A 14,447-nucleotide genomic window follows, 5' to 3' on the forward strand; every position below is an offset into this window, starting at 1 on the left:
TGCGCCGCCAACGACCGGTGGCTCCCGTCCGCGAAGAGCCAGCATCCCTGGCCTGACGAGCCATTCTACGCCAAGACCCGAGGTGGGAGCCTCATTGGGAGGCTGTGCGCTTCCGGCCCGTCAGGAGCGCGAAGACGCTGGCCACGAGTACGGCCACCCCGGGCAGTAGCATTGCGCGAGCGCCGATCAGGGTGACCATCTCGGCGCCACTCACTGCGCCCACGAGGAAGGCGCCCACGATGGTCAGCAGTATGATGAGGGTGGAACCGTCGGGTCGCTCCATCCGCCGGCGGGTCCCCACCACCAGGGGGAGCCCAGTCGCGCGCGCGAGCTGCTCGCGGTGCCAACGCCACCAGCGCGCCGTTTCGATGCCCAGGTCCGTCACCACGCCGGTGATGTGGGTGGTGCGAATGCGCGCCCCGGTGATGTAGGTCACCAGGCTGTTCTGCATGCCCATGGCGAAGCACAGGAGCCCCGCGTAGGCATCCGCGCGCCGTGGACTGACCGGCAGGAGGTTCTCGCTGAGTGCGACGAAGCCGAACAGCAGGGCCGCCTCGGAAAAGAGGGCGGCGGCGTAGGCGAGGGGGGCTCGGGGGAAGATGCCTGTGTGCAGCATGCAGCTGGCGGTGAAGGCCCCCAGGTAGAAGGTGACGACCAGCAGGATGGCGCTGATGGCGGCGGGGAAATCGCGGGCCACCACGTCGTTGGCCAACCGCCCAGCGCTGCCGGTCACGTGCGAGGTGAAGGAGCCCAGCAGGATGAAGCTGGCGGAATTGACGAATCCGGCCACCAGCGCCAGGTAGCCGGCGAGCTGGCGGTTCTTGTGGGGCAAACGGGCAGGGCCCTCATGGACGAACACGCTCAAGCTCATAGCACCTCGCGGCCTGGGGGCGGGGACCGCATCGCTCCAGGCATGAGCGATGTGTACGGCCCGTCACCTTCTCCCCGTGAACCCGAGAGCCACTGCCGATGGACGTACCCGAGGCGGCTACGGCAGCGTGCCGACGTGGGCGGCGATCGTCTTGGTTTGCTCGACGGCCGAGGAGAAGCCCACGCCCACGAGGACGTTGTTGTCGTTGTTGTTGAGGTACGTGGTGTTGATGGAGCCGTAGGGGCTGACGCCGACGTTGAGCTGATAGACCGGGCCCGTCATGCGCACGCCCGAGGCCGTCAGCTCGATACGGCGGTAGTAGACGATGAGGGTGCGCAGGTCATGCGTGCCCTGCTGGCCGGCGGCCACGCCCACCACGGCGTACCCATCCGGCACGGACGCCCACGCCTCGAGCGTCCCATAGGGGTTCTTTCCCGAGCGGGCGATCCAGCGCGCGCCCAGCGTGCCGTCGGCGTACGGCTGGCGGTACTCGACATGCAGCGTCTCGTAGTTGCTGTCCGAGACGATGCGCGCGCCGATGCCCGTCACCACCTGGCGGTTGCAGCTGGTGCCCGCCAGCGAGTTCACCTCGAGCGACGCGGACGGCTCACGGCCCACGCGTGCGGTGAAGGAAGAGCCGATCAGCCCGGGCGCGCAGTAGCACCACGCCGCGGGGTTGGTCCGGTCGCACGGCTCGCAGCCGTAGTCGTAGACGGGATCACAGACCGGCGGCTCCTCGCAGTCCGGCCAGCGCGGGTCGGTGATGGGGCAGTTGTCGATGGGAATGCAGTACGGGTCATCGACCGGGCATACCTTGACCGCGGCGCTCTGGAGCGAGCCCGCTGGCTCGGCCATGTCCACGAACTTCGCGTCCTTGGGGTAGTTGATCGCCACGGGCTCGCCGGTAGTGGGGTCGATGACGGACGTGGCCTCATCCGTCGCGCCACAGGCGGCGAGCAGGGGGACCACGGCGGTGGCAACCACGAGCAGCAGCTTCTTGAGCTTCATCGCTATCTCCAGGCAAGAGGGCGCCATGCGTCCGCCGGAGGGCGGAGCGCTGGGGTGTTTCCGTCGGTGTGTGTGATTCAGCTGAGAGCCGTTGCCGCGTCGCTACCGCTGGCCGGCCTCATCCTGGGAACGAAAAAGGCGGGAAAATGTCGCAAGGACGGGTGACGGAAAATGGAAACGGGCTGGAGACCCCGGAGGTCCCCAGCCCGTCATGTCCGCTTCCGTACTCCCGGGCTCTCGGGCTCCGGGCTTTCGCTCAATGGGCGGCGATGGCCGGACCGTGAGCCCCGGCATCGGCGTGTGCCGCGCCGGCCGCCGGGACCGACAGGGACGACACCTCGTGCTCCCGCAGGCGCATCAGCGGTCCGGGGAACAGCCCGCCCAGGAAGGCCAGCACGCAGCAGGCCAGCGCGGCGAGCCGCTCGCGGGGGAGCAGATCCTCCACCGTGGCGAGCACGGACGCATGGCCGTGCGCCGGCACCCCGAGGAAGGTGCGCTGGAAGGCTCGCAGGAAGGTGATGCCGTTGATGGCGGTGGTGAGCAGCAGCGGCAGCGCCACCAGGGGATGCGTGCCGAGGATTCCGTGGAGCAGCAGATCCTCGCCCACGAAGCTCAGCGTGCCGGGGAAGCCCAGGCTGGCGATGCCCAGCAGGAAGAAGAGGGCCGCCATCCTCGGGCCGCGGCGCACCAGGCCACCCAGCCGCGTCATGTCCGCCGTGCCCGTGCGCACCTCGATGGCCCGCACCACCAGCATCAACCCCGTCAGCGGCACCGCCGCGGCCACGCTCTGCAGCAGCGCTCCGGCGAGGCTCTCGGGGTTGCGCTCCGCGAGCCCCGCCAGCATCAGCCCCGACTGGCTCACCAGGAGGAAGCCCACCGTGCGGCGCAGGTCCACCTGGGCCAACGCCAGCACCGCGCCATAGAAGGCGCAGAAGAGGCCCACGCCTTCAATGAGCGGGCTGAAGGCCGTCCACGCCTCGGGCAGCAGGGGCATCGCCACCCGCACCAGCAGGTACAGCCCCGTGTGGGCGTTCACCATCAGCAGCCCCACGCCGAAGGGCCCCCGCGCCAGCAGCACGGGCAGCCACGAGTGGAAGGGCACCACCGCCATGCGGAAGGCCACCGCCAGCATCATCAGCGCCAGGATGGCCGTCTGCCGCGGGGCGGGAATGCCGCGCGCGAGCAGCTCGGACAGGCCGAGCGGGGCCTCCGCGCCGGAGCGCCAGCCCGGCAGCCCCAGCAGCACCACCGCCGCCAGCAGCGGCAGCGAGCCCGCCAGCAGGTAGATGCGGAAGGTCCGCAGCGCCCGCGCCTCCGGCCAGGCCCTGGCGCGGCGGGAGATGAGCACCTCCGCCGGCAGCAGCATGGCCACCCAGAAGACGAGCATCAGCCCCAGGTCCTGCACGAAGAAGAAGCCGAGCGCGGCGCTCTCGGTGAGCAGCAGCGCCCGGAGCGTCGCCAGGTCCAGCATCTGGCGGGGACCGGCCGCCACCAGTCCCAGGGTGAGCAGCGCGGTGAGCAGCATCGCCACCACGCTCATGCCATTGACGCCCAGCCGCAGGCTCAGCCCGAGCCCCGGCACCTGGCCCCAGGACGCCGTCGCCTGTGCTCCCGCGCCGGCCTGGAAGAGCGCCAGCACGCCCACCGCCAGCACCAGCGCGAGCGACGCCACCGTCACCGCCACCCGGCGGGCGCGCTCCGGCGACACCACCCGCCCGAGCACCGCCGCGCCCAGCGCCGGCAGCACCACCATCATCGAGAGAAGAGGAAGGACACTCGCTCGCATCTCACACCGCTCCTGTCGACTTGCCGTCCGACGGCTCCGTGGCCGCCCGGTGCTCGGATTCCAATCGCCGGGTCTCCGCCGCACGCGGAATCCAGCCGCTCACGACTCCCACCCACACCCGCTCCGCCTTGTCGACCCACGCGCCGAGCCGCAGCAGCGGACGCAGCGCCCACTGCTCGTGCAGCACGTCCAGCGCGAAGCGCTCGAGCGCCAGCCGGTAGAAACGCCGCCGCAGGCCCTCGGGCATCACGTGGTGGGCCACCGCCACCGACGGCGGCTTCACGCCCTGCGTGGCCGCGTGCCGCATCTGCACCTCGCGCAACGCGGACGGGGCGCGCAGCAGTTGCAGGCAGCGCAGGCAGGCGTGGGCCACCAGGTGCACCAGCGCCAGCCGGTACCACCCCATGCCCACCTCGGCGAACATCAGGCCCACCTGGGTGAGCACCGCGTAGGCCAGCGCGCTCTTCACGTCCGTCTGCACGCGCCACACCAGCGTGGCATGCAGCGCCGTCAGCAGCCCCACCCCCACCAGCACCGCGGACGCCAGGGGCGCGCGCTGCAACAGGGGCTCGGCGCGCAGCAGCAGGTACAGGCCCGCGTGCACCGAGAGCGCTCCATAGAAGAGCGCGCTCGACGGCGTCGGGCCTTCCATGGCGCGCGGCAGCCAGCTGCTGAAGGGAAGCTGCGCCGACTTGCCCATGGCCGCCAGCACCAGGCACAGCCCCAGCACCGTCGCCGGCCCCACGCCCATCACCACCGCCGGGCCCGGCCACGCCCACTCGCCCAGCGCCTCCACCCACTCCGCGCTCCCGGCGTAGTGGTGCAGCAGCACCACCGCCAGCAGCAGGCCAATGTCACACAGCCGGTAGATGGTGAAGGCCTTCAGCCCCGCCCGCACCGGCGTCGTCCGCTCGTGGAAGAAGCCAATCAGCAGCGCCGACGTGAGCCCCACCAGCTCCCAGCCCACGAAGAGCAGGTCGATGCTGCCCGCCTCCACCAGCAGCATCATCCCCGTGGCGAACAGCGCCAGCAGCAGGAAGAAGCGCGTGAAGCCCGGCTCGCGGTGCAGGTAGTTCACCGAGAAGCGGCCGATGAGCAGGCTGATGGCGCTCGAAAGCACCATCATCGTCACCGACAGCCGGTCCACCAGGAAGGAGATCTCGAAGGTGTACGTCCCCGTGGAGAACCAGGGGCCCACGTCCACCATCAACACGTCCTGGTGGTGCGACAGCATGAAGGCCGCCGTCGCCAGCGAGCCGATGAGCGACAGCGACAGCGACCACAGCACGCACCCCGCCACCGTCCGCTCGCTCGGCGCGCGATGCGCCAGCGTCACGAGCCCCAGCCCCACGAAGGCCAGCAGGGGCCAGAACGGAACGGTGGTGGCGATTCCTCCCACCACGACGTCACTGAGCTGCATGGATGGAATCTCCCTGAAGAGAGGACACGGCGCCGCGGCCCACCCGGGGGACCGTCGGGCCCGAGGGCCCCGCCAGCTGAATCAACGCCGGAGGCAGGAAGTCCCGATGCCCCCGGTACCAATCGGTCGAGTGCTCCACCACCGGCAGCTTCGTCGAGGGCAGGGCCACCGGACGGAAGCCCCCCTTGGGCGTGAAGCGCGTCATCACGCCCGTCTCCGGGTCCACGCTCACCAGCTGCACCCACTCGTTGCCCACCAGCTCGCGGATGGGCGCCTGGCGCTCGTAGATGGCCGCGAGCTTCGCCACGCTCGCCTCCACGACGAGCAGCAGGCGCATGGGCTCGTGAATCTCAATCATCTGCCGGGGCAGGCCGGTGCGCAGATCGCTCTCCACGCCGTCCATCACCCCGAGCAGGCCGGTGAGGTTGTGGGGCAGCTTGGTGCCACACCCGTACCGGTCATTGTCCACGCACGAGAAGTAGTACTCGAGGTTGATGCCAGCGCCCACCGGCCCCACCGCCAGCAGGACGCGCTCGAGGATGGAGCCGGTGGGATCGTGGCCGGGGTCGTACGAGACGAGGAAGGCGCGCCGGTCCAGGAAGAGGCCGCGGGACAGGGAGCGGCGGCCCACGATGCAGGAGGCGTTGGTGACGTGGCCCAGCTCGGGGCGGGCCTGGCTGAGGTCCACCGCGCGCTCCTCCACGTGGCGCAGCGCGGCCTGGGGAGACAGCCGGGCCGGAGCGGACTCGAAGCGCCGGCAGCGCTCGTGCGCGGAGAGGGCCCGCGCCTTGTCCATCTCGCGCCGGAGCTCCTCCAGCTCGCCGTGCAGGGCCCGGGGCACTTCCTCGGTGTCGTGGAGCACCACCTCGTCGGTGGTGGTGTTGTGCAGCCCACCGATGAACCAGGTGCCGGCGGGAAGGTGGATGCCGCGCTCGCGCAGGTGGGCTCTCACCTCGGGCCGGTTGGCCATCTCCGCGAAGAGGCGCGCGTTGGCGCCGCCGTGGCGACCGCCGCAGGCGCCGCAGTCATAGGCGGACATGTGCGGGTTGTTGACGCTCACCGCCCCGTGCCCCAGCAGGACCACCAGCGGGGCGAAGTCCTTCACCAGCCCCACGTTGTCCAGCAGGGCCGCCACCCGGTCCGCCTTCTCGGCCACGGTGAAGCCCCGCGACTTGCCCACCTGGGGCGCGGGGAGCGACTCGTCCCGCAGGCTCGCCAGCTTCGTGCGCGGCGTGGGCACCATCTTCCTGGTGAGCGCCTGGCGCATCCGGTCCACCTGATGCGGGAAGAAGACATGCAGTGGCAGCAGCAGCGCGGAGAGCAACCCCACCAGCGGCGTCAGCAGCCAGCCGAGCTCCAGCGAGTGCGCTCCCCCATGCAGCCAGTGGTCGAAACGGGCCCACAGGGCGCGCGTCCGGGCACGGGCCCGCGCCAGGTGCTCGTGCCCCGGGTGCGCCTGCTCCACCACCTCGTGCCCGGGCGTCACCACCACCGGGCACAGCGAGGCATGGCTCGCGTCGTCCAGACCCCGGTAGTCCATGGCCACGCCGAAGAAGCCCGCCGCGCCGAACGTCTCGTGCGCGGGGCTCAGCTCCTCGAAGTGCCGGCGGATGGCCTCCTCCCGGTCGTCGATGCAGAAGAACACCTGGAAGCGGGCGCCGTGCACCGTCCGCAGCGGCTCCGGACGCTGCTGGTTCTGCTCCAGGCCGTGCAGCACCTCCGTGCGGTAGCGGTGCTCGTAGGCCTCCTGCCACACCCGGCGGCGCGCCAGCTCGTCGAAGGACTCCAGCCACGTGAGCAGCGTGTGGCGGTGGGCCAACGGAAGCCCGGCCACCTCCGGCGCGGAGAGGCCGGCCACCTGCGCGAGCTGGAAGAAACGCCAGCTGCCCTCCTCCTCCGGGCGCTCGTGGAAGGCGCGCGGGGGATGCAACCCGGAGAGCGGGCCCGTGTACTCCAGGCGGCGCTTCGCCACGTCCCGCAGCGCGTACAGCTCCAGCGTGAGGCGCACGGCGAGGAAGTCCACCAGCGCGGCCGGAGGCGCCCCCGGAGCGCGGTCCGCGGGGTTCTGTTCCAGGCGGCTCACCATGCCGGCCCAACCGGGCAGCGCCAGCAGCACCCGGACGACGTACTCCTCCCACCGCGACTCCGGCACGCCGAGCGTATCGAGCGCGGCCAGCACCGTGTCCCGGGCGGACAGGCCCCGGCGCTCGGACTCCGCGAGCTCCTCGTGCAGCCCCGCCAGCCAGTGGGGCAACACACCGCTGCCCCGCAGCTTCAAGGCGCGCCACGCGGCGAACAGCCCGCGCTCCCGCTCCGGCATGGGCCAGTGCGACACCCCCTCGTCGAGGAAGGCCGCGCAGGCGCGGATGAGGTGCGGGTTCACCAGGTCGGACGCATCCTCCCCGGTGATGTCCCGCAGCACCTCGCGGTGGCTGCGCACCGCTTCCGGAGCCGGCGCCTCCGGGGTCTCCGGCGTGAGCAGCGGGGTCCGGCAGGCGGCCCACAGCGCACTCACCGCGAACACCTCCGGCTCCTTCGCCAGGCGCTCGCGCAGGGAGGGCAGGCCGCCATTGCCGCCGAAGACGGCCGCCAGCTCCCGCGTCACCGCCTTCACGTCCGCCGACTTCCACGACGGCCCGAGCAGCGCCGCCGCCAGGTCGTTCAGGGTCCAGTCCTCGCCCACCTTATCCATCCAGCCGCGCAAGCCCTCGGTGGAGCGTTGCAGCAGCCGGGCCCGCGCCGCCTCCGGCACGTCCGGACGCAGCCGCCGCGAGGAGGACAGCTCCTCCAGCTTCCAGCGCAGCGAGGCCGCCGTCTCCACCGGGATGGCGTGGCGCAGCGCCAGCCGCTCCACCTCCAGCGGGGTGAGGGCGCCCGGAGCGAGCTCCACCACCGGCCTGCCCTCGTGACGCTCGGCCAGGGCCGCCTCGAGGTCCCCGTCGGTGATGCGTCCACGCTGGTACAGCTCGCGGAAGCGCGACTCCGGGTAGTAGCCCTCCGTGCCGAAGACGGTACTGGCGGCCGCCACCGCCTCGTGGAAGGGCTGGTGCTGGAAGGCATGCAGCGTGTTGTGGTGCACGAACACGCCGATGGGGCCCTGGGCCGGCAGCAGGTGGGCCGCGTGCTTCAGCACCTCGTGCAGGTGCTGGCCGCGGTCCTCTGGAGTGCCGTGCGGAGAGGCGTGGGAGTGGCTCATCTGAGACGTCCTGGTTCAGGTATACCGGAAGGAAGGGCTACTGGGCGCCGACGGGGCTGTTGCCCGGCAGCTTCTTGCGCGCGGCGAGCGGGTGCGTCGACAGGCCGCGGTGCTGGTCCAGCCCACGGATGTGCAGGTGCCGGCCCGCGCGGGAGAACTCATCCTCCAGCTCGTGCAGCCGCTCCATCACCGTGTGGTCCACCAGTCGCGCGTCCTCGAGGTCCAGCTCCACGTGCTTCGCCTGGGCGTGCTTGGAGATCTGCTTCTTGAGCTTGAGGTAGTTGCTGAAGACGGCCGCGTGCCGCACGCGCAGCACCACCTTGTCTCCGTGCTGCTGCTCCTCGATGGCGGGCCGGAACAGGCCGCCGATCGGCGCGCCATTGAGCACGTGCACCACCAGCTTCAGCACGATGCCCGCCGCCACGCCCACCAGCAGGTCCGTGGCCAGCGTCACCACCAGCGTGAAGCTGAAGATGGTGAGCTGCTCGGCGCCGATGCGGAACGTCTTCACGAACTCGCTCGGCGACGCCAGGCGCACGCCGGTGAAGATGAGCATCGCGGCCAGCGCGGCCAGCGGAATGCGGTGGATGAGCATGGGCGCGAAGGTCACGAAGAGCAGCAGGAAGAGGCCGTGGAAGAAGTTGGACAGCCGGCTCTTCGCCCCGTAGCCGATGTTGGCCGAGCTGCGGACGATCTCCGAAATCATCGGCAGGCCGCCGAGCAGGCCGGCGATGAGGTTGCCCACGCCCGTGGCCAGCAGGTCCTTGTCCAGGTCCGAGCGGCGCTTCTGCGGATCCAACATGTCCACCGCCTTGGCGCTCAGCAGCGACTCGATGCTGCCCACCAACGAGAACATGACGATGTACTTGATGGAAGTGCTCGAGGCGACCGCGGAGAAGTCCGGGAAGGTGATGGCCGACAGCAGATTGCCCGGCAGGTTCACGAGGAAGTTGGGGCCCACGGAATACAGGTGGTCGGAGAAGGTGAAGGTGTGCTCGTGGTCCAGATCGAAGTACAGACCCATGGGCACCGCGACGAGCAGCACCAGCAACGGGGCCGGCACGCGCTTGAGGAAGGCCACTTTCTTGGACAGCGCCATGTGCCCGAAGAGCAGTACCAGGCTGATGACACCGATGAGGGCGATCTCCGGGTTCAGCCGCCCCAGGCTCTGGGGAATCTCACCCAGCAGCGCCAGCGGCTCCTTGGCCTTGGGCGCCACACCCAGCAGCGTATGGACCTGCTTCGAACAGATGATGACGCCGATGGCCGCCAGCATTCCGTGCACCACCGACGAGGGGAAGAAGTCCCCGAGCGTCCCGGCGCGCAGCAGCGCGAAGGCGATCTGCACCGCCGCCGCCACCGCGATGGTGGCCAGCGCCCGGCGGTAACCCAGGGCCATGTCACCCTGGCCCAACTCCTGCACAGCGCCGAGCGCGATGACGATGAGACCCGCAGCGGGCCCCTTGATGGTCAACCGGGCGCTTCCCAGCCAGGAGGACAGGATGCCGCCCACCACCGCGGTGAGGATGCCGGACACCGGAGGAAAGCCGCTCGCCATGGCGATGCCCAGGCACAGCGGCAGCGCGATGAGGAAGACCAGGAAGCCAGAGACGAGATCACTCTTCCAGGTCGACGCGTCCGCCTGCTCGGGGCGGGGCGTGGTGGAAGGTGTGGAAGGGGATTGCATGGGGTTCGTGACTCCTCTTCTGCATCGGACTCACTGGGGATGGGATGAGCCGCGCTCCGGTTCCCGTGAGGGGTTTTTTTCCCTGTTTCCCGCTTGTTCCCCCTCTGGGCACCCAGGCGGGCCGGACGCACGGCCGCCGGGTTCCTGGCACCCCCCGAGAAACTTCGCGGAAAACAAAATGAGTGGGAACCGGCCGACGGTTCGTTCCGTCTGGAGGGTGGATGTGATGCATGGGACAACAGGGCGCCAGGTGGTGGGAGGTGGAGGACGGGAGAGGCAGGCTCTCCGTGTCCGGTAACGAGCGGGCCCGGTTCGAGGCCGAAGTCGAAGCGCTCATGCCCCGGCTCCACCGGTTCTGTCTGACGCTGTGCAAGGATCGGGAGGAGGCGGAGGATCTGCTCCAGGACTCCCTGGTGCGGGCGTACCTCCACCGCGACAGCTACCAGGGGCACGGCTCCTTCTTTGGATGGTTGTGCGGAATCATCCGCAACCAGTTCATCGAGGGTCGGCGGTCCGCGGCCCGGCGCCGCTCGCTCCTGGACAGCGTGCTGGAAGGGGCGTCGTCGGTGCTCGGCACCCTCTTCACGGGGGGGGTGGAGCAGCCGGATCCGGAGGCGAGGGCGTGCCAGTCCGAGCAGTCGGCCATGCTGCTGCGCGCCCTGCATGCCTTGCCGGAGAAGTACCGGTTGGTGGTGTTGCTGTGTGACGTGGAAGAGCTGGGCTACGAGGAGGTAGCCTCCATCCTGGGGGTGCCCGTGGGGACGGTGAAGAGCCGTCACTTCCGCGGCCGGGCCCAGTTGGGAACAGCCTTCCAGGCGGAGCTGGACCAGCAGGCGTGCGCGGTGCGCACAGGAGGAGGCTCGTGAGCAAGGACGACGAGACGAAGCTGCCGCCGCTGCCCGAGGAGGCACGGTTCGCCATCCAGGCCTTCCGCACCGAGCGTCCCTCGACACAGGCCCGCTTCCGCATCCAGGCGGCGCTCGAGGCGGCCGAGGCCGGCCAGTCCGCGCCCCCGCGGCCCGCGCCTCCGCCGAAGTACGCCGGTTGGCGCGCCTCCGCCGGGCTCCGCGTGGCCATGGGCGCGGTGCTCACGGGCGCGCTCATGCTGGGGGTGACGGTCAACCTCGACGGCGACGACTCCCAGCTCATCTCCCACGAGTCCCTGCCCGCCCGGCACCTGTCCGTCCAGATTCCCGAGGAGGGCTTCGGCTGGGTGGAGCTCCCCTGGAACATCGGCGACCACCCCGAGGGCACGGCCGTGGTGCACATGGAGACCCCGGCCGAGATGAACTTCCACGAGCACCACGCCGAGCACCTGCCCGCCCTCCAACTGGTGAGCTGCGAGGCGGACCGCTGCCTGCACCAGTTCGAGGCCCCCAGCGGGTCCGCCGCCCAGCCGCTGCGGGTGCGCATCCACAAGGCGGGCCGCTACGAGTTCCGCGTCTCGCACGCCTCGGATGAGCGGCAGATCAACGAGCGCTTCGTCGTGGACGCGGGGCACTGAAGCGCCTGTTTCCCGGCCGTGATGGAAGGAAATGGGGCAGTTCGCCCCCTGGGGCATTCTGCCCCGCACCAGTAGACAGTTGGACATCGCGGGGTGGGCCGTGGTGTGGAGGGCGCCATGACGCTCGCGAGGAAGCTCGTTTTCGCCCTGGTGCTGCTCGCCTTCGCGGTCATCGCGGGGCTGGAGACGGTGGAGGTGCGGCGGGAGCTGGACCGTTCGGCCCTGGACATGCAGCAGGATCACCGCCTGCTCGGCCACGCGCTGGGCGGCTCGCTCGTCCGGGCCTGGGAGGTGGAGGGCGGGGAGCAGGCGCTGATGTTGCTGTCGCAGGCCAACCGCTTCCAGGAGCAGGTGAAGCTGAGCTGGCTCTGGCTGGACTCGCCGGAGGCGACGGACCTGTCGTCCGAGCAACGGGCGGAGCTGCTCGCGGGGCGGGACGTTTCCTTCGTGGACGAGCGGCGGGCTCCGGGCGTGCTGCGCTCCTTCACGCCGGTGGGCATCGGCCCCCGGCAGGGCGTCATCGAAATCACGGAGCCCCTGACGGAGCAGCGCCTGCACGTGAGCCGGACGGTGCTGGGCATGGCGGTGGCCACCGGCGTCATCTTCCTGGCCTTCCTGGGCGTGGCCATGGCCATGGGCCACCAACTGGTGGGCCGCCCGGTGGAGCAGTTGGTGGAGTTCACGCGGCGCATCGGCCAGGGAGACCTGGAGGCGCGCGTCCACCTGCGTCAGAAGGACGAGCTGTCCACCCTGGCGGAGGCGATGAACCAGATGGCCAGTGGGCTGGCGGCCGCTCGCGCCCAGGTGGCGGCCGAGACGGCGGCGCGCCTGGCCACGCTCGAGCACCTGCGGCACGCGGATCGGCTGGGCACGGTGGGCAAGCTCGCCTCCGGCGTGGCCCATGAGCTGGGCACTCCGCTCAACGTGGTGCTCGGCCGGGCGAAGATGATCGCCTCCGGGGAGGCCGAGGGCGACGAGACGCGCGAGTGCGCGCAGATCATCACCCAGCAGGTGCAGCACATGACGGGCATCATCCGCCAGTTGCTGGACTTCGCCCGGCGGCGCACGCCCCAGCGGGCCCCGGAGGACCTGGCGGAGCTGGTGGCGCACACGCTGCGGATGTTGCACCCCATGGCGACACGGCGCGGCATCCACCTCGCCAGCGAGGCCGAGGGGCCGCTGCGGCTGGAGGTGGATGGTGGGCAGCTCCAGCAGGCGCTCACCAACCTGGTCGTCAATGGCATCCACGCGATGAATCGCCCGGGCACCCTGCGGGTGCGGCTGGGCCACGCGCGCGCCCTGCCTCCGGTGGAGCTGGGGGGCCCCGAGGCCGAGTGGGTGCGAATGGACGTGATGGACGAGGGGGAGGGCATCTCCCCGGAGACGCTCCCGCGCGTCTTCGAGCCCTTCTTCACCACCAAGGACGTGGGGGAGGGGACGGGCCTGGGGCTGTCCGTCTCCTATGGACTCATCCGGGACCATGGGGGATGGATATCCGTGAGCAGCGAGCCCGGGCGCGGGAGTTGTTTTTCCATCTTCCTTCCACCCGGGGCCGGCGAGTCCGAGGAGGCCGAGGCATGAGCGCGACGAAGGGCCGCATCCTGATCGTCGAGGACGAGCGCGAGATGCGCGCGCTGTTGGAGAAGGGGTTGGCTCGCCGGGGATTCATCCCCACGGTGCGAGGCCGTGCGGACGAGGCCTTCCCGTTGCTGGAGACGGAGGACTTCGACACCGTCCTCACGGACCTGCGGATGCCGGGCATGGACGGGCTGGAGCTGTGTGAGCGCATCGTCCTCAACCGGCCGGACATTCCGGTGGTGGTGCTGACGGCGTTCGGCACGTTGGAGACGGCGGTGGCGGCCATCCGGGCGGGGGCGTACGACTTCGTCACCAAGCCGGTGGACGTGGACGCGCTGGTGCTGGTGCTGGAGCGGGCGGTGCAGCACCGGGCGCTGCGCGAGGAGGTGCGCCGGCTGCGCCAGGCCCTGGGGGATGCGTCCGCGGACGGGGGCTGGGTGGGGGAGAGCCCGGCGCTGCGCCGGGTGTACGAGCTCATCGAGCGGGTGGCGGACTCGGACACCTCGGTGCTGATTACCGGGGAGAGCGGTACGGGCAAGGAGGTGGCCGCCCGGGCCCTGCACGCCCGCGGCCGGCGCCACGCGGGGCCCTTCGTGGCCATCAACTGCGCGGCCATGCCCGAGCAACTCCTGGAGAGCGAGCTGTTCGGCCACGCCAAGGGGGCCTTCACGGACGCCAAGGCCGCGCGCACCGGCCTCTTCATCAAGGCCAATGGCGGCACCCTCTTCCTGGACGAGGTGGGGGAGATGCCCCTGGCGCTGCAGCCCAAGCTGCTCCGGGCCCTGCAGGAGCGCACGGTGCGTCCGGTGGGAGGGGACTCGGAGCTGCCCTTCGACGCGCGCATCGTCGCCGCCACCAACCGGGACTTGGAGCTGGCCGTGGAGGAGGGGCGCTTCCGCGAGGACCTGTACTACCGGCTCAACGTCATCGGCCTGGAGCTGCCCCCGCTGCGCGCCCGCGGCAATGACGTGCTGCTGCTGGCCCAGCGCTTCGTGGAGCACTTCGCCGGCCGCGGCGGCAAGCGCGTCCTGGGGCTCAGCCCCGCCGCGGCCCAGCGGCTGCTGGCCTACACCTGGCCCGGCAACGTGCGCGAGCTGCAGAATTGCATCGAGCGCGCCGTGGCCCTCACCTCCTACGAGCAGCTCACCGTGGAGGACCTGCCCGAGCGCATCCGCGACTACCGCGGCTCCAACCGCGCCCAGGCGGAGGACGTGTCCGAGCTGGTGTCACTGGAGGAGATGGAGCGCCGCTACATCCAGCGGGTGCTGGAGACGGTGGGGGGGAGCCGGACGCTGGCCTCGCGCATCCTCGGCGTGGACCGGAAGACCCTCTACCGCAAGCTGGGCCGGCGCCACGCCGGTGCCGAGGACAAGGACGACAAGGCCTGAGCGGAACTC

Annotated in this window: 10 protein-coding genes; 4 read left to right on the forward strand and 6 right to left on the reverse strand. The window is 70.7% G+C overall.

The genetic code is table 11. The features are described from left to right. Positions 1 to 91: 91 nt before the first annotated feature. From Q664_RS32100 to Q664_RS32125, 6 genes are all read right to left on the reverse strand, one after another. Positions 92 to 832: a YoaK family protein gene (locus Q664_RS32100; RefSeq protein WP_160174545.1), complete on the reverse strand. Its 741-nt coding sequence runs from the start codon at positions 830 to 832 to the stop codon at positions 92 to 94. Positions 833 to 988: 156 nt separating this feature from the next. Next, on the reverse strand, positions 989 to 1,879 hold the full coding sequence (locus tag Q664_RS32105) for a hypothetical protein (protein WP_043404110.1): 891 nt from the start codon (positions 1,877 to 1,879) through the stop codon (positions 989 to 991). Between the two features lie 256 nt (positions 1,880 to 2,135). Next, positions 2,136 to 3,665, reverse strand: a complete 1,530-nt coding sequence (locus Q664_RS32110) for a complex I subunit 4 family protein (RefSeq protein ID WP_075207565.1) — start codon at positions 3,663 to 3,665, stop codon at positions 2,136 to 2,138. 1 nt (position 3,666) lies between these two features. Further along, positions 3,667 to 5,085: a proton-conducting transporter transmembrane domain-containing protein gene (locus Q664_RS32115; protein ID WP_052518932.1), complete on the reverse strand. Its 1,419-nt coding sequence runs from the start codon at positions 5,083 to 5,085 to the stop codon at positions 3,667 to 3,669. After that, the gene (locus Q664_RS32120; RefSeq protein WP_063934789.1) at positions 5,072 to 8,281 is read right to left on the reverse strand and encodes a YbcC family protein; all 3,210 of its coding nucleotides are present in this window, start codon (positions 8,279 to 8,281) and stop codon (positions 5,072 to 5,074) included. Before Q664_RS32120 ends, Q664_RS32115 begins: the two co-directional genes overlap by 14 nt. A 37-nt stretch (positions 8,282 to 8,318) precedes the next feature. Beyond that, entirely contained in the window at positions 8,319 to 9,968 is a 1,650-nt protein-coding gene (locus Q664_RS32125; RefSeq protein WP_043404112.1) for a SulP family inorganic anion transporter, read from the reverse strand. A gap of 230 nt (positions 9,969 to 10,198) precedes the next feature. On the opposite strand from Q664_RS32125, the gene Q664_RS32130 reads away from it, so the two are divergent. The 4 genes from Q664_RS32130 to Q664_RS32145 all read left to right on the forward strand — a co-directional run bounded on the left by Q664_RS32130 (position 10,199) and on the right by Q664_RS32145 (position 14,438). After that, positions 10,199 to 10,834, forward strand: a complete 636-nt coding sequence (locus Q664_RS32130) for an RNA polymerase sigma factor (RefSeq protein ID WP_084610501.1) — start codon at positions 10,199 to 10,201, stop codon at positions 10,832 to 10,834. Further along, the gene (locus Q664_RS32135) at positions 10,831 to 11,472 is read left to right on the forward strand and encodes a hypothetical protein (protein WP_043404114.1); all 642 of its coding nucleotides are present in this window, start codon (positions 10,831 to 10,833) and stop codon (positions 11,470 to 11,472) included. The genes Q664_RS32130 and Q664_RS32135 overlap by 4 nt, the downstream gene beginning before the upstream one ends. A 117-nt stretch (positions 11,473 to 11,589) precedes the next feature. Next, entirely contained in the window at positions 11,590 to 13,053 is a 1,464-nt protein-coding gene (locus tag Q664_RS32140; protein WP_043404116.1) for a sensor histidine kinase, read from the forward strand. Next, positions 13,050 to 14,438 carry a sigma-54-dependent transcriptional regulator gene (locus tag Q664_RS32145; RefSeq protein WP_043404118.1) on the forward strand — a complete coding sequence of 463 codons (1,389 nt, stop codon included), beginning with the start codon at positions 13,050 to 13,052 and terminating at the stop codon, positions 14,436 to 14,438. The genes Q664_RS32140 and Q664_RS32145 overlap by 4 nt, the downstream gene beginning before the upstream one ends. Positions 14,439 to 14,447: the final 9 nt, after the last annotated feature.

This window comes from Archangium violaceum Cb vi76 (assembly GCF_000733295.1).
Classification (GTDB): Bacteria; Myxococcota; Myxococcia; order Myxococcales; family Myxococcaceae; genus Archangium; species Archangium violaceum.

Coding starts and splice junctions, on each gene's coding strand:
- Q664_RS32145 (WP_043404118.1), top strand. CDS start 13,050: ATGAGCGCGACGAAGGGCCGCATCCTGATCGTCGAGGACGAGCGCGAG.
- Q664_RS32125 (WP_043404112.1), bottom strand. CDS start 9,968: ATGCAATCCCCTTCCACACCTTCCACCACGCCCCGCCCCGAGCAGGCG.
- Q664_RS32110 (WP_075207565.1), bottom strand. CDS start 3,665: ATGCGAGCGAGTGTCCTTCCTCTTCTCTCGATGATGGTGGTGCTGCCG.
- Q664_RS32130 (WP_084610501.1), top strand. CDS start 10,199: ATGGGACAACAGGGCGCCAGGTGGTGGGAGGTGGAGGACGGGAGAGGC.
- Q664_RS32120 (WP_063934789.1), bottom strand. CDS start 8,281: ATGAGCCACTCCCACGCCTCTCCGCACGGCACTCCAGAGGACCGCGGC.
- Q664_RS32140 (WP_043404116.1), top strand. CDS start 11,590: ATGACGCTCGCGAGGAAGCTCGTTTTCGCCCTGGTGCTGCTCGCCTTC.
- Q664_RS32105 (WP_043404110.1), bottom strand. CDS start 1,879: ATGAAGCTCAAGAAGCTGCTGCTCGTGGTTGCCACCGCCGTGGTCCCC.
- Q664_RS32115 (WP_052518932.1), bottom strand. CDS start 5,085: ATGCAGCTCAGTGACGTCGTGGTGGGAGGAATCGCCACCACCGTTCCG.